At 61.6% G+C, this 18155-nt stretch carries 22 protein-coding genes and 1 riboswitch; of the genes, 9 read left to right on the top strand and 13 right to left on the bottom strand.

Annotated features, from left to right (window positions below; all coding sequences use genetic code 11):
• On the bottom strand, nucleotides 1-716 hold a 716-nt coding region (locus tag K675_RS0103745; protein WP_017902172.1), incomplete at its 3' end, for a cobyrinate a,c-diamide synthase.
• Nucleotides 713-1324 (bottom strand): cob(I)yrinic acid a,c-diamide adenosyltransferase, encoded by a 612-nt coding sequence (cobO, locus tag K675_RS0103740; protein ID WP_017902171.1) that lies wholly within the window; start codon nucleotides 1322-1324, stop codon nucleotides 713-715. The genes K675_RS0103745 and cobO, both read right to left, overlap by 4 nt.
• Nucleotides 1325-1406: 82 nt before the next feature.
• Nucleotides 1407-1625: riboswitch (cobalamin riboswitch) on the bottom strand.
• A gap of 302 nt (nucleotides 1626-1927) precedes the next feature.
• Between cobO and K675_RS0103730 the strand changes: the two genes are divergently transcribed.
• The 4 genes from K675_RS0103730 to K675_RS31795 all read left to right on the top strand — a co-directional run bounded on the left by K675_RS0103730 (nucleotide 1928) and on the right by K675_RS31795 (nucleotide 4217).
• Nucleotides 1928-2326: a thioesterase family protein gene (locus tag K675_RS0103730; protein ID WP_017902169.1), complete on the top strand. Its 399-nt coding sequence runs from the start codon at nucleotides 1928-1930 to the stop codon at nucleotides 2324-2326.
• Nucleotides 2323-2793: a DMT family transporter gene (locus tag K675_RS0103725; RefSeq protein ID WP_026144899.1), complete on the top strand. Its 471-nt coding sequence runs from the start codon at nucleotides 2323-2325 to the stop codon at nucleotides 2791-2793. Before K675_RS0103730 ends, K675_RS0103725 begins: the two co-directional genes overlap by 4 nt.
• A gap of 102 nt (nucleotides 2794-2895) precedes the next feature.
• On the top strand, nucleotides 2896-3225 hold the full coding sequence (locus tag K675_RS0103720; protein WP_080635305.1) for a DMT family transporter: 330 nt from the start codon (nucleotides 2896-2898) through the stop codon (nucleotides 3223-3225).
• 116 nt (nucleotides 3226-3341) lie between these two features.
• Nucleotides 3342-4217 carry a LysR family transcriptional regulator gene (locus tag K675_RS31795; RefSeq protein ID WP_017902168.1) on the top strand — a complete coding sequence of 292 codons (876 nt, stop codon included), beginning with the start codon at nucleotides 3342-3344 and terminating at the stop codon, nucleotides 4215-4217.
• Here the strand turns inward: K675_RS31795 and K675_RS32855 are convergent.
• The gene (locus K675_RS32855; protein ID WP_037006277.1) at nucleotides 4186-4431 is read right to left on the bottom strand and encodes an acyl-CoA dehydrogenase family protein; all 246 of its coding nucleotides are present in this window, start codon (nucleotides 4429-4431) and stop codon (nucleotides 4186-4188) included. The genes K675_RS31795 and K675_RS32855 overlap by 32 nt on opposite strands.
• 265 nt (nucleotides 4432-4696) lie before the next feature.
• On the opposite strand from K675_RS32855, the gene K675_RS0103710 reads away from it, so the two are divergent.
• The gene (locus tag K675_RS0103710; protein WP_017902167.1) at nucleotides 4697-6010 is read left to right on the top strand and encodes a PQQ-dependent sugar dehydrogenase; all 1314 of its coding nucleotides are present in this window, start codon (nucleotides 4697-4699) and stop codon (nucleotides 6008-6010) included.
• A 3-nt stretch (nucleotides 6011-6013) separates the two neighbouring features.
• Here the strand turns inward: K675_RS0103710 and K675_RS0103705 are convergent, their stop codons facing one another.
• The 6 genes from K675_RS0103705 to K675_RS0103680 all read right to left on the bottom strand — a co-directional run bounded on the left by K675_RS0103705 (nucleotide 6014) and on the right by K675_RS0103680 (nucleotide 11451).
• The gene (locus tag K675_RS0103705) at nucleotides 6014-6676 is read right to left on the bottom strand and encodes a class I SAM-dependent methyltransferase (protein ID WP_017902166.1); all 663 of its coding nucleotides are present in this window, start codon (nucleotides 6674-6676) and stop codon (nucleotides 6014-6016) included.
• A gap of 26 nt (nucleotides 6677-6702) precedes the next feature.
• Entirely contained in the window at nucleotides 6703-7239 is a 537-nt protein-coding gene (locus K675_RS0103700; protein WP_017902165.1) for a C40 family peptidase, read from the bottom strand.
• A 234-nt stretch (nucleotides 7240-7473) separates the two neighbouring features.
• On the bottom strand, nucleotides 7474-8109 hold the full coding sequence (locus K675_RS0103695; protein WP_026144897.1) for a C40 family peptidase: 636 nt from the start codon (nucleotides 8107-8109) through the stop codon (nucleotides 7474-7476).
• 230 nt (nucleotides 8110-8339) lie between these two features.
• Nucleotides 8340-9044 (bottom strand): DnaA regulatory inactivator Hda, encoded by a 705-nt coding sequence (hda, locus tag K675_RS0103690; protein ID WP_017902163.1) that lies wholly within the window; start codon nucleotides 9042-9044, stop codon nucleotides 8340-8342.
• A gap of 252 nt (nucleotides 9045-9296) precedes the next feature.
• Nucleotides 9297-10370: an AI-2E family transporter gene (locus K675_RS0103685; RefSeq protein ID WP_017902162.1), complete on the bottom strand. Its 1074-nt coding sequence runs from the start codon at nucleotides 10368-10370 to the stop codon at nucleotides 9297-9299.
• 37 nt (nucleotides 10371-10407) lie between these two features.
• Nucleotides 10408-11451: a DUF2066 domain-containing protein gene (locus K675_RS0103680; RefSeq protein ID WP_017902161.1), complete on the bottom strand. Its 1044-nt coding sequence runs from the start codon at nucleotides 11449-11451 to the stop codon at nucleotides 10408-10410.
• Between the two features lie 375 nt (nucleotides 11452-11826).
• On the opposite strand from K675_RS0103680, the gene purM reads away from it, so the two are divergent.
• Genes purM through K675_RS0103660 form a run of 3 tightly spaced genes read left to right on the top strand, consistent with a single transcriptional unit; the run spans nucleotide 11827 to nucleotide 14269 of the window.
• On the top strand, nucleotides 11827-12885 hold the full coding sequence (gene purM / locus K675_RS0103670; protein ID WP_017902159.1) for a phosphoribosylformylglycinamidine cyclo-ligase: 1059 nt from the start codon (nucleotides 11827-11829) through the stop codon (nucleotides 12883-12885).
• Entirely contained in the window at nucleotides 12885-13547 is a 663-nt protein-coding gene (gene purN / locus K675_RS0103665; protein ID WP_017902158.1) for a phosphoribosylglycinamide formyltransferase, read from the top strand. The genes purM and purN overlap by 1 nt, the downstream gene beginning before the upstream one ends.
• Before the next feature lie 8 nt (nucleotides 13548-13555).
• Nucleotides 13556-14269, top strand: coding sequence for a DUF3108 domain-containing protein (locus tag K675_RS0103660; protein ID WP_017902157.1), 714 nt, complete (start codon nucleotides 13556-13558; stop codon nucleotides 14267-14269).
• Nucleotides 14270-14324: 55 nt separating this feature from the next.
• On the opposite strand, the gene K675_RS30340 is transcribed toward K675_RS0103660, so the two are convergent.
• Together K675_RS30340 and K675_RS0103650 are read right to left on the bottom strand one after the other, a co-directional pair.
• Entirely contained in the window at nucleotides 14325-15092 is a 768-nt protein-coding gene (locus K675_RS30340; protein ID WP_051070733.1) for a hypothetical protein, read from the bottom strand.
• A 130-nt stretch (nucleotides 15093-15222) separates the two neighbouring features.
• The gene (locus K675_RS0103650; protein ID WP_017902155.1) at nucleotides 15223-15672 is read right to left on the bottom strand and encodes a hypothetical protein; all 450 of its coding nucleotides are present in this window, start codon (nucleotides 15670-15672) and stop codon (nucleotides 15223-15225) included.
• Between the two features lie 645 nt (nucleotides 15673-16317).
• Here K675_RS0103650 and K675_RS0103645 point away from each other — a divergent pair.
• The gene (locus tag K675_RS0103645) at nucleotides 16318-16506 is read left to right on the top strand and encodes a hypothetical protein (protein ID WP_017902154.1); all 189 of its coding nucleotides are present in this window, start codon (nucleotides 16318-16320) and stop codon (nucleotides 16504-16506) included.
• An 87-nt stretch (nucleotides 16507-16593) separates the two neighbouring features.
• Here K675_RS0103645 and K675_RS0103640 read toward each other — a convergent pair whose 3' ends face one another.
• Both K675_RS0103640 and mazG read right to left on the bottom strand, forming a co-directional pair.
• Nucleotides 16594-17139 carry a DUF2058 domain-containing protein gene (locus K675_RS0103640; protein ID WP_017902153.1) on the bottom strand — a complete coding sequence of 182 codons (546 nt, stop codon included), beginning with the start codon at nucleotides 17137-17139 and terminating at the stop codon, nucleotides 16594-16596.
• Between the two features lie 27 nt (nucleotides 17140-17166).
• Entirely contained in the window at nucleotides 17167-18000 is an 834-nt protein-coding gene (gene mazG / locus K675_RS0103635; RefSeq protein WP_017902152.1) for a nucleoside triphosphate pyrophosphohydrolase, read from the bottom strand.
• Nucleotides 18001-18155 lie beyond the last annotated feature (155 nt).

Raw genomic sequence — 18155 nt, 5'->3', positions numbered from 1 at the left:
ACACCGGCCAGCAGCGGCTCGACGGCCGCCGCTGGCGGTGCGGCGAACCCGACCGCCGGTGGCAAGGCGACTTCGCAACTGGCGCCCAGGGCCTGGGCGGCGACATCGAGGCGACGGTCCAGGTCGTTCAACTCACTGGCCTGGACCAACCCGAGGTGACGACTGGGCAACTCGATCCCGGTCTCGCGCGAGAGTGCGCCGTACCAGCGCAAGCCTTCGGTCAGGCTGCCTTCGAGCAATTGCGCATGACGCGGGGTACCAACCCGGTTGGCCAGCACTCCGGCGAACGGCAGGTCCGACTGGTAGCGCGCCAGCCCCAGGGCCAAGGCGCCGAAGGTCTGGGCCATGGCCGTGCCGTCGATCACCGCCAGCACCGGCACACCGAAATGCCGCGCCAGGTCGGCGCTCGACGGCGTTCCATCGAACAGCCCCATCACGCCTTCGATCAGGATCAGGTCGGCCTCGCCCGCCGCCTCCCAGAGCAAGCGGCGGCTTTCCTCGGCACCGACCATCCACAGGTCGAGCTGGTACACCGGCGCGCCGCTGGCGCGCTCGTGAATCATCGGGTCGAGAAAGTCCGGACCACACTTGAACACCCGGACCTTGCGCCCCTGGTTACGGTGCAGGCGCGCCAGGGCCGCCGTCACCGTGGTCTTGCCCTGGCCGGAAGCCGGCGCGGCGATCAGCACCGCCGGGCAATGACGCGCCTGACTCATAGCTCGATGCCTTTCTGCGCCTTGATCCCGGCCTGGAACGCGTGCTTGAGCAAGCCCATCTCGGTGACGGTGTCGGCCAGGTCGATCAGTTCCGGCTTGGCGCCGCGACCGGTCACCACCACGTGCTGCATCGGTGGACGGGCCTGCAGGTCGCTCAGCACCTGGTCCAGATCCAGATAACCATGCTTGAGGGCGATATTCAGCTCATCGAGCACCACCAGGCCGATCTCCGGGTTGGCAAGCATTTCCCGCGACACCGCCCAGGCGGCTTCGGCGGCGGCGATGTCGCGCTGGCGATCCTGAGTCTCCCAGGTAAAGCCCTCGCCCATCACATGGAAACGCACCTGCTCGGGGAAGCGGCGGAAAAACAGCTCTTCGCCGGTGCTGTTGCGACCCTTGATGAACTGCACCACACCGCACTGCATGCCGTGGCCCATGGCCCGGGCGAGCATGCCGAAGGCCGAGCTGCTCTTGCCCTTGCCGTTGCCGGTCAGCACCAGCAGCAGGCCACACTCGTTGGGGGCATTGGCGATACGCTCGTCGATCACCGCCTTCTTGCGCTGCATGCGTGCCAGGTGGCGTTCGTCGCGCTCGGGGGACTCGTTCATGACAGCTCTCCGTTGGGCTGGATAAGGCAAACGGCGGGCAGATGCAGGCACGGCCAAAGCCGTCCAGCATCGCCCGCCGTGATGCTGTGGAATGGATCAGGCCGGTCTCCGGGCTCATGAGCGCGCGAACGCGGGACCGCGCGCCTTCCCATGCCGTCGGCACAGTGGCGAAAAGCGCAGTCTTGACTCATTTACCGTTGCGGGGGCAGCGCCGGGATCACGCTTGTCGAAAGGCTCACCGGCTTCCCTGTTTCACTCTGTCGACGTCGTGTCACAGAGCACCTGAAACAAACCGCGAAGGTTAGAGGGTTGGGGATGGAGCGTCAATTGAAGCCGACCGCCCGCCCCGGCGAGCGGAGACATGAACGGGTGAAATGGGCCTCACGAGGAAAACTCATTTCACCCGGTGGTGGGTGCGGGAATAACCTTTCCAGACAGAACACCCAAGCGAGGCAATCACGTGCACCTGATCAAGCCTGACCTACGTCAGCACTATCCGATGGCCTGCTCGCCTCAATCGCTTTCGGGTCACTGGCCCAGGCGCCGAAATTCTGGTGCAAGTTCTCCAGAGCGCCCCGTACTGCCTGCACAGGGAGTCGCACCATGCCTGAGCTCATGGGCCAAGTTGGCCTGATTCGGCACACCGTCCAGCAGATCGACCTAGCCACCCAGTGGAGCAATGACATTCCCGTCCTAGCCACGCCGATACTGCTCTGGCTATCGGAGTTGGCGGCAATGATGGCAATCGAAGGCCTGCTGCCTGATGGTGTCATGACCGTTGGCATCGCCCACGACAGCCGGCACTTGGCACCGACGCCGCCAGGTTTCATCGTCAGCGTGCAAGCCACCGTCATCCGGGTCAGCGATAAAAGTATTGAATTCAAGGTCGAGGCGAATGATGGTCCGCAACAGATTCTTTCCGGAACGCATACCCGCGCCATTATCGACCGCAAGGACTTTGAAGCTCGGATCGCTGGCAAGCATGCAGGTCTACAACCATGAACCGAGCACCTGCGCAAACCGGGCGCGGCGACTCCCGGATTCTGCTACTGCTAGCCGGGGCCATTCTGTTGGGCGTCGCGCCTGTCATCGTCAAGACATTGCCCTTTGAAGCCGAGGTCTCGGCGTTTTACCGAGTCCTACTGGCGATCCCGTTCATGTTGTTGATCTGTGCGATCCAGAGGGAACAGCAGTCACCGCTGCCCAGGACCTGGGAGTTCCATGGCCTGGTACTGCTGGCTGTGTTGTTCTTCAGTGCCGACCTGGCGGTGATGCATCTGGCGATCAGACGCACCGATGTCGCCGTCGCCACCCTGCTGACCAATTGCGCACCTTTTTTCGTGGTACTGATGGGATTGGCCGGCATCGTCGACAAGCCCAAGAGGATCGAAATACTCTGCCTGGTCGTGGCAATCGCTGGCATGTACGTGCTGTGTATCATGAACAAACCCGTGACCCGTGACCCGTGACTATGCAGGAGAAGCTCTCGCCCTTCTGGCCGCATTTTTTTATGCAGCCTATATCGTGAGCATCAAGAAAGTCAGGAGTATGATTGCGCGCCAGCACTGCTCATGTTGCTTATCACCGCAGGTTGCAGCGTACTGCTGCTTCCCGCATTTATCTTGTCAGGCGCGCCGCTACCCCATGATCTTTCCACTTGGGCGCTGCTATTGGCATTGGTGCTGAGCGGCCAGGTAGCAGGACAACTGCTGGTGACCCTCGCCCTGAAAAAACTGTCCGCCGCCTTCAGTTCGCTGGTCCTGCTTTTGCAGCCGGTGATCGCGACCGTGCTGTCCTGGTCGTTGCTCGACGAAGTGCTAACGGCCACCCAACTGCTCGGCATGACAATCATCTTTCTGGCTATTGCCAGCAGTTCGCTGTTGCCCTGGAAAGCCAAGTAGCAGGTAACTGCATACACCTGAACAGGAATCTCCCGACACGAGCGCCAACCAACAGCCGATGACAGTCAGAAAAAGGAGGCGAAGGATAGCCTCTTATCCACTGAAAGCCGGCTGCGATGAAACTCACCAATATCAATATCGATATGGATCTGCTCAGGGCACTTGTGTATGTCAACGCCACCCGGGGTTTCACCCGAGCGGCGGAAAAGCTTTTCCGCACACAATCGACTATCAGCCTGCAGATAAAGAAACTGGAGCAACTCACCAACAGGCAACTGCTGGAAAGAGGAAAGGAAATACGGCTGACACCCGCTGGGCTGAAGGTCCATGAGTACGCCTTGAAGATCCTCAAGCTCAATGACGAACTGATCAGTTCAGTGATCAACGATCCCATGCCGCCATGCGTCAGAATCGGCTTGCCTGAGCTGCATGATCAGCAGGTCATCGGGAAAATGTTCTACTGCTCTGAATCCTTCAATGCCCAGTGCTCTTTCCTGAGCGATTCCAGCGAAAACCTTTCGAACAGGGTCGACCGCCATCTGCTGGATATCGCCTTCCTGCTGCTGACCGCGCCAACTGACGAACAAACTATTGGCAGGGTTCCCCTGAGCTGGGTGTCGGCCCGCGGCTCGCGATTGCATCAGGCCTCAAGCATTGCCCTGGCGCTGCCGCCGCCGTGCAGCAGCATTCGCCAGGTAGCACAAAAAGCCCTGGAGGATCAGGGCAGGCGCTTCAACATACTCTGCACCGCCAGCGACCTTACCCCCCTCAAGGCGGCCATCGTCGCCAACAAGGCCATCGGCGTACTGCCGACACACAGTGTTCCCGCCGGACTGCGCATCCTCGACAGCGACGAACTGGCACCACTTCCCCAGTTGCACTTGTCCCTCCGGATATCGTCCCAGGCCAGTCCGGCAGTGCACCGGCTGGCGACCCAGATGGCAGGAACCTTCATGGCCATCAGCGCAAGGAGAGCTTCATCATCTGATTGAAGATGTTGACCCTCTGTATATCGTTGGTGCCACCAGCGATCCTCAAGCCAGCAGCATCACGCAGGTATTTGCCGATCCCGGGAGCGCAGTAACCCTGATGGCCATGGATCTGCATCAGGCTTTCGGCGGATTTCATAAGGCATTCGGCCGCCTGATACTTGGTCGTGGAGCAGACTATCGAAGCCTCCAGCAGCCGCGGAACCCAGCGTTGCATCTGCTGTGGACTGCCGTAACGACACAGGAGGCGCAAAGGCCTATGTGTCCGAGCACCGTGATCAGGCACCCGAGGTCCTCGCACTCGCTGGAGTGTTTTCATGAACTGGATGCGCAGCCAAGCCCAACGAGTTCCGAAAATACCCGCGATGACGGACACCGATTCCCCGGACTCCCCGCGAAAAAATCCTGCGCAAGCGGATTGAACCTGCACTACCGCAACCTCTCTACTACTGGTCAAACACAAGCATCGACGGAGATTCAGCATGTTCCAGCAGAAGCACGCCCTGATCATTCTGCTCGCCAGCGGATTGGCAGCTTGTGGCGAAAGTTCCAGCCTGTCGGTCGCCGACGGCACCGGCCCCTCGCCCAAGTTACCGGAACCGAATAAAACCCTGCTGCCTACAGTCAATATCGCCCCGGCCATCGGCTGGCCCGAAGGCACTCGGCCCCTGACCGCCGCCGGCACCCAGGTCAACGCGTTTGCCGAAAACCTCGACCACCCACGCTGGCTCTACGTGCTGCCCAACGGCGACGTGCTGGTCGCAGAAACCAATGCCCCCGACAGGCCCGACGACAACCAGGGTATCCGCGGCTGGGTTGCCAGCAAGGTCATGGACCGCGCCGGAGCCGGCGTCCCCAGCGCCAACCGCATCACCCTGCTGCGCGACGCCAACCACGATGGAGTCGCGGAAACGCGCACGACCTTCATTGAAGGGCTCAACTCGCCGTTCGGCATGACGCTGGTGGGCAATGACCTGTATGTAGCCGACACCGATGCCCTGCTGCGCTTCCACTACGAAGAAGGCGAAATCACCCTCAAGGCCAAGCCTCAGAAGGTCGTCGATCTGCCCGGCGGCACGCTCAACCACCACTGGACCAAGAATGTCATCGCCAGTCGGGATGGCCGCAAGCTCTACGTCACGGTCGGCTCCAACAGTAACGTCGGCGAAAACGGCCTGGACAAGGAGCAGGGCCGAGCGGCGATCTGGGAGGTCGATCCGGCGAACGGCAACCACCGGATCTTCGCCTCCGGCCTGCGCAATCCCAATGGCCTGGCCTGGGAGCCCCAGAGCGGCGCGCTGTGGACGGCGGTCAACGAGCGGGACGCGATCGGCAGCGACCTGGTACCGGACTACATCACCTCGGTGAAGGATGGCGCGTTCTATGGCTGGCCCTACAGCTACTACGGGCAGCACGTGGATGTCCGGGTGTCGCCCTCGGATCCGGCCATGGTCGCCAAGGCCATCGCCCCTGACTACGCCGTCGGCCCCCACACCGCTTCCCTCGGGCTGACGTTCGCCCAAGGCAGCAGGTTGCCGGCGCCGTTCACCCAGGGTGCCTTCATCGGCCAGCACGGCTCGTGGAACCGCAAGCCCCACAGCGGCTACAAGGTGATCTTCGTGCCCTTCGCCAACGGTAAGCCGAATGGGCAACCGGTGGACGTGCTGACCGGTTTTCTCGACCGGGATGAAAACGCCATGGGCCGGCCGGTGGGCGTCGTGATCGATCGCCAGGGCGACCTGCTGGTGGCGGATGATGTGGGCAACAAGATCTGGCGTGTTTCACCTGCCAGGTAGCAGTCAGCGCTTGCGGCAGAGCGTCAGCCCATCTCCCAAGGGCAGCAGTGACAGGTCGACCCGCGCGTCATCCCTCAAGGCCCGATTCAGGGCCTGGATGGCCCGGGTGTCCTCGCTCTGCGCCGGCACCTCCAACACCCTACCGCTCCACAGGGTGTTGTCGAAAATCGCCAAGCCGCCGACCCGCAGCAGGCCTAGGGCGTACTCCAGATAGTGCGGGTAATTGGCTTTGTCGGCGTCGATGAAAATCAGGTCGAAGGTCCCCTTCCGCCCCTGGCGCTCCAGATCGGCCAAAGTATCGAGGGCCGGTGCCAGGCGCAATTCGATCCGTTGCTCCAACCCCGCCTCGCGCCAGTAACGCAGCGCCGTGGCGTTGTAGTCGCCGGGAATGTCGCAACACAGCAGTGAGCCGTCCTGCGGCAATGCCGAGGCCATGCACAAGGCACTGTAGCCGGTGAAGGTGCCGACCTCGAGCACGCGCCGGGCGCCGGTCAGGCTGACCAGCAGGGCGAGGAACTGGCCCTGCTCGGGAGCCACCTGCCAGCGCGCCATGGGCAACGCCTGGGTTTCCTCGCGCAGACGCCGAAGCAGCGGCGTCTCACGCAGGGAAACCTCCAGCAGGTAGCTGTAGAGGGCATCGTCGAGCTGCAGGGTGCGAGCCGTCATGACAACCTCGCGCCATCCAATGGGGGTTACGGAATCCGTGCCAGGTGTTCGGCCGGCAGGACCCGCTTGGCATTCAGGTAGGCACGCTGCCAATAGGCCTTGGACAGACTGTCCAACTTGACCGTTCCGCCAGTGGCCGGCGCGTGGACGAAACGTCCTTCACCCACGTAGATTCCCGCATGGCTGACCTGAGAGCCGCCGTTGGTGGCGAAAAAGATCAGATCGCCGGTCTGCAAGGCGTCCTGAGGCACGTTCGGCGCACGCATCACGATCATCTCACGGGTCGAACGCGGCAGGTTGATACCCGCCATGTCGCGGTAGACATAGCTGATCAGCCCACTGCAATCAAAACCGGAGTCCGGGGTGTTACCACCCCAGCGATAGGGCGTGCCGACCAGGCCCAGCGCTCGGAACAGCACGTCCTCGGCTTCCGGTGAGCTGGGCTGGGGCGACGCGAACACCACGGGGCGGGCCACCGGCGCCGGCGGGGGTGGCGGATGGCTGGCACAGGCACCGAGCAATGCGGTGAGGGCAACGAGGGCGATGCGGGCCGAGATCGACATATGCAGAAATCCTGACTGAATGTGGCTTGCTCTGCCGTGGCGTGGAGAAAGCAAAACCGCGCAGGCGGGACTTGCGCGGTCAGGCACTCAACAATAAGTCAGGATTCTAGCGCTTACGCACCAAACTTCAAGTATCACTTTAACTTCGGACGTTTTTTGTACAATCCGGCTACCCATAAAGCTTAGCAGCCTGCACGCAGGCCACCCGTGGTGGCCCCGATACGTCCGAGTCTTTTACTTGTTGCTGGCGGTAACGGTGGTGGGAGCCATCGCCAGGGCACGCTTGGCCTCGATGAAGGTCTTGCTCCAGTAGCTGTCGCCCAGGCTGTCGACCCGCACACCGCCACTGCGACGGCTGCTGGAGTGGATGAACTGGTCATCGCCCAGGTAGATACCGGCATGGCTGACGCGACCGCGACGACCATTGGTGGCGAAGAACAGCAGGTCGCCCGGCTTGAGCTTGTTGCGAGCAACCAGCGGCGCCTTCACGTTGATCATCTCACGCGTGGAGCGTGGCAGGTCCAGACCGGCCTCCTCACGGAACAGGTAGCCGATGAAGCCGCTGCAATCAAAGCCGGAACTCTCGTTGGTACCACCGAAACGGTAACGGGTACCGATCAGCGACATACCGCGCTCGAGAATGCTGTCGGCCAGCACGGGCAACTGGTAAGGCTTGCTGTCGGAGAACTCGGCGAGTTCTTTTTCAGTAGCCAGTTCATCATCCAGCACCGTGGAGGATTTGACGCCAGAAACCGAAGCGGTTTTGGCCGAATTTTCTACCTGCTGTTGCGAAACTGGCGTATGCGCCGCGCAACCAAAAAGCAAGGTAACGAGTGCGAGAGGCACGAGGGGTGCGAAGCGATTTAGCATGGGCACGACCGTGGCTGAGTTTGTTAGAAGGTGCGACTATGCCTTCTATCACCCTCATTTGCAAATTTTATGAGGCAATTTGTGACTCAGACGTATCTTGAAAACATCTAAGGCCTTAATACCCGAACGTCTCGCAAACGCCTGAAAATTGACTTCAGCGTGTTTTTTCTGCGCCTGGATTTTGACCAGAAGACCCTGCAGCCCTTGATAACACGGGGCCTTGCCGGTGTTTACCAGCCCAGGGTTTCCTTCAGGAACGGGATGGTCAGCTTGCGCTGGGCCTGCAGGGAGGCCTGGTCAAGACGCTCGAGCAATTCGAACAGCGCACTCATGCTGCGGGTACCACGAGTCAGGATGAAATGCCCTACTTCGTCGGTCAGGTGCAACCCACGCCTTGAAGCACGCAGTTGCAAAGCACGCAGTTTGTCCTCATCGGAAAGCGGGCGCATCTGGAAAATCAGCGCCAGGGTCAGCCGCGACTTGAGGTCGGCCAGCTTCACCGGCAGCTCACGGGGCGAGGTCGAGGCAGCGATCAGCAGGCGCCGGCCGCTGTCGCGCAGACGGTTGAACAGGTGGAACAGCGCCTCTTCCCAGTCGGCCCGGCCGGCGACCACCTGCAGGTCGTCCAGGCAGACCAGTTCGTACTGCTCGAGGTTGTCCAGCAGTTCGACCCCACGATCCATCAACTCGGCCAGCGGCAGGTAGACCGCCGGCTCGCCCATCTGCTCGAAACGCAGGCATGCCGCCTGCAACAGGTGGGTACGTCCCACGCCGTGCTTGCCCCACAGATAGATCAGGCTTTCGGTCCACCCGGCGTCGGCTTCGCAGAGGCGCTCGACATAGCCGAGTGCAGCGGCATTGGCGCCTGGGTAGTAGTTGATGAAGGTAGCGTCATCCCGTAGACGCACACCTAAGGGCAGCTGAATCGGTTTCATGCTGACTGAACAGTTCCCGGGAACCGTTAGTGGCCTCTGTGTAAAGTCTGCAAAGTTTATACCCGTGACGCCGGGCGCACAATGCAACAGACCACAAGCAAAATCAAAGGTTTGCGCGATCCAACGGAAAGAATCGTCAAAACCTGCACGACAACGGAGGGTGCCAGCCGGCGAATGATGGCACTCGCCGGCTCGAGGCCGCCCCTCCGGGCAGCCTCTCAAAAAAACACCCACCCCGGATTGGGGAAGGCATCACAGGTCGGGATCTTCCTGGCCGCCGTACAGGTCCGAATCCTTGTACAGGTCATGGACATGTCGCACCAGCACCATGATCACCGCCGCCACCGGCAACGCCAGCAGCACTCCGGTGAAGCCGAACAGTTCGCCACCGGCGAGGATCGCGAAGATCACCGCGACCGGATGCAGGCCGATGCGGTCCCCGACCAGCAACGGCGTCAGGACCATCCCTTCCAGGGCCTGGCCCACCATGAACACCGCGACGATACCGATCATCGGGTACAACTCGCCGCCGAACTGGAACAGCCCGGCGGTGATCGCCGCGCCAATCCCGATCACGAAACCCATGTAGGGCACGATGGCCGCGAGCCCCGCCAACAGGCCAATCAACAGCCCGAGTTCCAGCCCGACCAGCATCAGGCCACCGGCATAGATCCCGCCGAGCGCGAGCATCACCAGCAATTGTCCACGCACGAAAGCCCCAAGCACGTCATGGCACTCACCCGCCAGCGCGACGATGCGTTCCTCCTGCTGGCGCGGCAACAGGCTGCGGATCTTGGCCATCATCAAGTCCCAGTCGCGCAGCAGATAGAAGCTCACCACCGGGATCAGCACCAGATTGGCCAGCCAGCCCATCAGCGCCAGACCGGATGCCGTGGCCTGGGCCAGCACCACGCCAACGATGTCGGTGGTCTGGCCCATGTGCTCGCTGATGGCCGCCTTGACCTTGTCGAACTTCCAAAAGCCATCCGCCAGGCCGAACTTGTGCTGCGCCCAGGGCATCGCCGTATGCTGCAGCCAGTCGAGCACCTGCGGCGCCAACTCGTAGAGGCGCACCAACTGCTTGGCGAGCATGGGCACCAGCACCAGCAGCAAGGTCATCAGGATCAGGGTGAACAGGGCAAATACCGTCACCACGCCCCAGGTTCGCGACAGGCCGAGCTTCTCCAGCCGATCGACCACCGGGTCGAACAGGTAGGCCAACAGTATCCCTACCAGGAACGGCGAAAGGATCGGGTGCAGCAGGTACACCAGCAAACACAGCACAACCGCCGCGCCAAGCCAGATCCATCGGCGAATGTCAGTCATGGACGATTTCCAGCCTTATATATAGAAGAGAAATGAATTACCAACGGAAACGCAGCTGTGGCGCAGCCGGAGCCGTACTGGTCACCGCGGGATTGCTGGGCGACGGTGCGGCCGGTGCGGGAGCTTGGCCCGGCGGGACCTCCTGCAACTTCGCCAGCCCCAGTTGCGCCCGCAACTGCTCGGCGCTGCCGCTGACCTGGTAGACGATGCGATCACCTTCCACACTCACCGGCCGCCCACCGAACGGCTCGAGCAGGCGTTCCAGGGCCGCGTAGCGCTCCAGGGTCATGCCCTGTACTTCCAGCAACTGTTCCGTGGCCACGCCCGGCTTGACGGCAAAACGTGGCGCCAGGCGCTCGCTCACCGCCAGCAGCACCGCATCGGCCAGCGCCGCGGTGTCCGCACCCTGCACCGTCCCCTGCTCCTTCTGGTCCCCCAGCCACAGGCGCCACTTGGCCTCCCACTGCGCACCGTTCTGGCGGGCATGCACCGCCAGCAGGGCATCGGCAGCGTAACGCTCGGACGCGGCCTGCAGTGACGAGGCGTCGGAGCCTTCGAGGTTCTTCGCGGTAGCGACGAGCTGTTCTTCCAGATCGGCCATCGGCAGGCGCAGTGGCAGGCCCCGATGCTGCGCCGCCCGGCGCAACGGCTCGGCCGCCGACTGACCGTCACCGACCAGGCTCGATCCCTCGGTGGAATCGCTCAGCCACCAGCCGAGAATCGCCGGCCGATTGCTGCCCCACACTGACAACCCGGCGCCGCGCAAGGCGCGGTCGGTGCTCACCGGGTCGAAATCCACCTGCAGGCTCTCCGGTGGCCCGGCGTCATAGCCATATTGGCTGATGATCTGCTGCGGGTCCTTGCGCACCGCCGCCAGCCCGGCACTCTGCACGGCCTTGGGGTCGCCGGTCAGGCGCAGCACCAGGGTCTCCAGCGCCCGCTGGGTGGCCTGGTTGCGCTCGTCGGGAGACTGGCTGCTGACCGGTTCGCGCACCTGGTACAGACCATTGATGGTTTCGGCATGGATCGCCAGGCTCAACAAAGACAGGCAACCGGCACTCAGTAACTTGAACAAACGCATGGACAATTCCCGACAGGCAGAAAACGGCTTGAACGACCGCATGAATACAAAGGGACAGGCGTGTGACCACAGCGCAGTGCCATCATTCATACCATCACGAAAGTTTTTCCGCCGCCATCAAAGAGAGCGGCTGATGGGGCTATACCTTATACAGCCGCGCCCGATGCAGCCAGCGCCGACAACCACGGATTTTTTCGCCGATATCGCCCTGCCCGTCGGCCCGAGGATGGCCGCTGCTGCTCAAGCCTGATAAAATCGCGCGCCTTCGCAGACCGGCAATGGCCGGACAACTGGTAAAGCCGACTTGCATTCGTCTTTGCGGTGGTTCCGTCGTTCCCGGTCGATACCCAAGAATCCCCCCTATAGGCCTGGATCATGAGCAAGCAACCCTCCCTGAGCTACAAGGACGCCGGTGTAGACATCGACGCCGGTGAAGCATTGGTCGAACGCATCAAAGGCGTGGCCAAGCGCACTGCGCGTCCGGAAGTCATGGGCGGCCTGGGCGGTTTCGGCGCCCTCTGCGAGATCCCGGCCGGTTACAGGCAGCCGGTCCTGGTCTCCGGCACAGACGGCGTCGGCACCAAGCTGCGCCTGGCACTGAACCTGAACAAGCACGACAGCATCGGCATCGATCTGGTGGCCATGTGCGTGAACGACCTGGTGGTCTGCGGCGCCGAGCCACTGTTCTTCCTCGACTACTACGCCACCGGCAAGCTCAATGTCGACACCGCCGCCCAAGTGGTTACCGGCATCGGCGCTGGCTGCGAATTGTCCGGCTGCTCCCTGGTCGGCGGTGAAACCGCTGAAATGCCAGGCATGTACGAAGGCGAAGACTACGACCTGGCCGGCTTCTGCGTCGGTGTGGTGGAAAAATCGGAAATCATCGACGGCTCGAAAGTCGCCACCGGTGACGCCCTGATCGCCCTGCCGTCCTCCGGCCCGCATTCCAACGGCTACTCGCTGATCCGCAAGATCATCGAAGTCTCCGGTGCCGACATCGAGAACACCCAGCTCGACGGCAAGCCACTCACCGACCTGCTGATGGCGCCGACCCGCATCTACGTCAAGCCGCTGCTCAAGCTGATCAAGGACACCGGCGCGGTCAAGGCCATGGCCCACATCACCGGCGGCGGTCTGCTGGACAACATCCCGCGCGTCCTGCCGGCCGGTGCCCAGGCCGTGATCGACGTGGCCAGCTGGCAGCGTCCGGCGGTGTTCGACTGGCTGCAGGAAAAAGGCAATGTCAACGAAACCGAAATGCACCGCGTACTGAACTGCGGTGTCGGCATGGTGATCTGTGTCGCCCAGGAACACGTTGAAAGCGCCCTGAAGGTCCTGAGCGAAGCCGGCGAACAGCCATGGGTCATCGGCCAGATCGCCGTGGCCGCCGAAGGCGCCGCCCAGGTCGAGCTGAAGAACCTCAAGGCTCACTGATGTCCGAGCCGATTAGCCCGACCTGCAGCGTCGTGGTGTTGCTGTCGGGCTCCGGCAGCAACTTGCAGGCCCTGATCGATGACGTACGGACCGGGGACAACCCGGCCCATATCGCCGCAGTGATCTCCAACCGTGCCGACGCCTACGGCCTGCAACGCGCCAGGGACGCGGGTATCGAAACCCGCTCCCTGGATCACAAGGCCTTCGAAGGCCGCGAAGCCTTCGATGCCGCCCTGATCGAACTGATCGACGCCTTCAATCCGCAACTGGTGGTCCTGGCCGGCTTCATGCGCATCCTCAGCGCCGATTTCGTCCGCCACTACCAGGGGCGCCTGCTCAACATCCATCCTTCGCTGCTGCCCAAGTACAAGGGCCTGCACACGCACCAGCGGGCCCTGGACGCCGGCGATACCGAGCACGGCTGCAGCGTGCATTTCGTCACCGAGGAACTCGACGGCGGGCCTCTGGTCGTACAGGCTGTGGTTACGGTAGAGTCTGGCGATTCGGCGCAGAGTCTGGCGCAACGGGTCCATACCCAGGAACACCGGATTTACCCCCTGGCGGTACGCTGGTTCGCCGAAGGGCGCTTGCGCCTTGGCGAACAGGGTGCCTTGCTGGACGGCCAGTTACTCGCGGCCAGCGGCCATTCGATTCGAACCTAGGAGATTTTATGCGTCGCGCTTTGCTCTTCGCTCTTACCCTGCTGGCCCTGCCCATGGCGCAGGCGGCGGATCTTCAGCCATTCTCCGCCAGCTATACCGCAGACTGGAAACAACTGCCCATGAGCGGTTCGGCCGAACGCAGCCTGAAGAAAAACGACAACGGCACCTGGACCCTGAACTTCAAGGCTTCCATGATGATCGCCAGCCTGACCGAGGAAAGCACCATCCGCCTCGAGAAGGACAAGCTGCTGCCACAGACCTACACCTTCGAGCGTGGCGGGCTGGGCAAGGCCAAGAAGATCAACCTGGATTTCGACTGGGCGAGTAACAAGGTCACCGGCTTCGAAGGCAAGGACCCGGTCAACCTGCCGCTGGAAAGCGGCATGCTGGACAAGTCCACCTACCAACTGGCCCTGCAGCGTGACGTGGCCGCCGGCAAGAAAAGCATGAGCTACCGGGTCGCCGAAGGCACCGACACCGACACCTACGATTTCCGCGTGATCGGTCCGGAAAAGGTCCAGACCAAGGCCGGCACGATCGATGCGATCAAGGTCGAGCGCGTGCGTGATCCGACGCAGAGCAAGCGCATCACCCAGATGTGGTTCGCCAAGGACTGGGGCTACATCCTGGTCGCCCTGCGCCAGGTCGAGACCGACGGCAAGGAGTACAACATCATGCTCCAGGACGGTACCGTCGACGGCAAGGCCGTAAAGGGCAACTGAGCCGTTGCAACGCCATGAAGAAGCCCCGCATGATGCGGGGCTTTTTATTGGAGCGTCAGACCGCCGGACCTGAACGGCTCTCGTCGAAGGTCTCGCTGTCCAGCGCGAGCACCTTGTCCAGTATTGCTTGCGCACTGCCCTGACCTTCGACGGTATGGGTCTTGTAGTTGAAGTCGAGGGCGATCCAGGCCTGCAGCTTGGCCTCATAACTGTTCGGATACTGAGCCTGCTCGATCGCCGGCAGCTCCTTGTAGTGTTCCAGCGCCGCCGTGAAGAACTTGGTCAACTTGCCAGTCTCATTGTACTCGGCCACCGCACTGGCCACGACTTTCTGGCGCCAGGCATATTCCTGCCGGGAGTCCTCTTTCAAGGCAGCACGCCGTTCGTTGACGGTAAAATTGCCACTATCATCATAAATGATCAGGGAAAGCTGCTCCCGCGACATCCCGGCGAAGGGGTTACGGCCGTTGCCATTGACGAACTCAGTGGCATTGCGCGCCCGCGCCAGCAACTCGGGATCGTCGGTAGCGGGCACCTCGGCATCGTGAGCCGCCTTGTTGGCCAGGTAGCCATCACCGCCGATCTGTCCCAGCAGTTCGACTGCCTTGGCCCCCAGTTCCTTTCTGCTCAGACTCGCATCCCTGGTCGCGGCGTTGGTGGCACTCTCGCTCAATTGCCTGGCGAGCGTGGAAAGACGACTGGTGTCCTGCTGCGCGACAGCCGCGGGAGCTGCCGCACTGGCCTTGGTCGAGTCGCCCGATGCGGACGAAACACTGGCGAGCTGGGGACCGGACAGTGAATTGGAATTGATTGATCCTACCAAGATGAGACCCTCCCTGTTAGTGGCCACTCCTGAAACCTTGGCCCATGAAGCATTATCGGCCGCGTAGCAGAAAACTTGAAGGCCTGCGACAGGCAGCAAGACAGCGGAGCCCGCAGGCTCCGCCACCGACTTACTTCATCGTGAACTCGACGGACCACGCATAGGTAGAGAGATTGACTCCAGTCCCTTTTGCCGTGCACACCGCGCCGCCGCTCGGGGTCGCGGTGTTGTTCCATTTAGGAATGGTCGCGCCCAATCCCCCGGGTGTCGCAACATACGTGGCCAGGAAGGTACAGGTCTTGTTGCCACTGGTGTAACGAAGGTTGGCATAGTTGGCGAGCGGAGAGATATTGCTCTGGACGGTGTAAGTGTCCGAATCTCCCGGTTGAAGGACACGGGTCTGCGGCTTGGGCACCGCATTGACGTTGGTGGTGGCCTCGTTGCTGGTGATGATCTTATAGGTGACATCGGTGGTACCGACGTTCTTGAAGGTCACGGTCACCGGTGGCCCGGCGAACGCCGATCCGGCAGTCAGGGTGGCCAGGGCCATTACCGACAATACCGACTTGAACAGCTTCATGCTTCTACTCCTGTGTTGGTTGAATTCCCTATCCGCGGTCTTTCCGACTCCCCGGAACACCCGCCCCGGGTATAAACAGCCAGGTCGATGGCAGAACGTCGAAATCATGGAAAACACAGGACCCCGTTCACGGCGAGCACAGCAGCTTCAGGCAGAAAGTGCCGTCTCGCCGAGCGATTGGGGTGAACGGTGCAGGTGGCGGCAGGGGGCTGCCGGGTAGATGCAGGCGTTGACTGTGGCTTCCATGCCAAACGGTTTTCTCCATCGATCCGACCCGCCTGGCCGGAAATATTGCGAAACTTCAGGGCGCCCCGTTATTCCCGAGGCCAAGGTATTTAGCACAAAAAATTCCAAGAACGGAAGCTCTGATAACTTTTGCAACATATTGTTCGCCACAGGGGAATCCACTCACCGCTTGCGATTGCGGCGCTCTAGCACGGCATTTTCCGCTGGCAGAACATGAAACTTTTGTCAGCAAGTCAGCGAATGAAACCGTGAAACCCAGTAAATCCGGGCCTCAGGGGATTACGACAGATTCTGCAAAAGTAAATTTCATTTCCCAGCGATTTACGTAGGAAGCTAATGAATCATATAAAAGAGTCCTGCGACGCATTGCCGCAGCTCAACAGAAACAGGAGCTTGCAGATGACCGTAAAAGTGACCGAACGCGATGATGCACACATGTCCCATGAAGGCCTGGCCGCGGGTATCCGGATCTGGGATGTCCATCAACAGGACCTGCTGGTGGGCATGTTTCACAACGAGGCCGATGCTCAACAATACAAGAGCGAGCTGGAAAGCCTCGAACTGAAGCGTCAGGCACAAAATTCCTGAAACCATGGCTCCAATGGCACCGCCGCCCCACGCAGGCGGCGGCGCCGGCAAAAACAAACCCCGCCGTTGAAGCGGGGTTTGTCGTTTCTACCACATCAGATCGTCCGGGATCTGGTAGGCGGCGTACGGATCATCCTCGTCCGGTACCTGGGTCTCGCTCAGGGCATTGAGCTGGACGATGCGTTCAGGGGCGCGCTCCTGGATCTTCAGCGCCGCCTCGCGCGGAATCACCTCGTAACCGCCACCATGGTGGACGATCGCCAACGAGCCGTTGCTGAGCTTGTTGCGCATCAGGTTGTTGACCGAAAGGCGCTTGACCTTCTTGTCGTCGACGAAGTTGTAGTAGTCCTCGGTGGTCAGCTTGGGCAGACGCGAGGTTTCGATCAGTTGCTTGACCTGAGCCGCACGGGCCTTGGCTTCGGCCTTTTCCTGATGCTGGCGGTTCAGCTCCTGGTCACGCTTGACCTTCTCGGCCTGCGCCTCCTGGGCCAGGCGCGCCTGGGTATCGTCCACCTCGGCCTGGCCCTTGTGGACCAGGCGCTGGTGTTTCTGTTTGTCCTTGCTGACCTGCTTGGCCTGCTTTTGATTGACCAGACCTGCCTTGAGCAACTGGTCGCGAAGGGAAAGGCTCATGATGCTTACTCACTTGGGGTCAACGACTCAGCCGCAGCTGGGTGCATTCTGTTCCTGACGCTTGGCTTCGCCCCACAAGGCGTCCAATTCTTCGAGGGTGCAATCTTCCATGGGACGGTGGGTGTCGCGCAATGCCTGTTCGACGAATCGGAAACGTCGGTCGAATTTGCCATTGGCACCGCGCAGGGCGTTTTCCGGGTCGACCTTGAGGTGCCGGGCCAGATTGACCACGCTGAACAAGAGGTCGCCGATTTCATCGGCCATGGCCGCCGGGTCGTTATCCGCCATGGCTTCGAGCACTTCGTCGAGCTCTTCGCGGATCTTGTCCACCACCGGCAAAGCCGCCGGCCAGTCGAAGCCGACCTGGGCTGCCCGCTTCTGCAGTTTTGCCGCCCGGGACAACGCCGGCAAAGCGGCGGGCACGTCATCGAGCAACGACAACTGCTCGGGAGCACGGTGGTTCTCGGCGCGCTCCTCGGCCTTGATCTCTTCCCAGCGATGCTTGACCTGCTCTTCGCTCAGGCGTGGCAGATCCACCGGCGCATAGAGGTCGCCGGTGGGGAATACATGGGGATGGCGGCGAATCAGTTTACGGGTGATACCATCGACCACGCCGTCGAATTCGAAACGCCCCTCTTCGCGAGCCAACTGACTGTAGTAGACCACCTGGAACAGCAGGTCGCCCAACTCGCCCTGAAGGTGTTCGAAATCCTCACGCTCGATGGCATCGGCCACCTCGTAAGCTTCCTCGAGGGTATGGGGCACGATGGTCGCGTAGCTTTGCTTGATGTCCCAGGGGCAACCATATTGCGGGTCGCGCAGCCGGGCCATCAGGTGCAACAGGTCTTGAAGGCTGTACATCGGTCGTTCTCGGGTTTTGTAGGAGCGGGCTTGCCCGCGAAGCTTTCCGATCGTTGCCACGCTCCACGTGGGCATGCCGCACAGGACGCCCGGCGTCCGCTCCTATGACGCGGAGCGTCGCCGGGATGCGTTCCCACGCCGAGCGTGGGAACGAT

The organism is Pseudomonas fuscovaginae SE-1, assembly GCF_000364705.1.
GTDB classification, from domain to species: Bacteria; Pseudomonadota; Gammaproteobacteria; order Pseudomonadales; family Pseudomonadaceae; genus Aquipseudomonas; species Aquipseudomonas fuscovaginae_A.
This window is presented reverse-complemented; position numbering and strand designations above follow the sequence as displayed.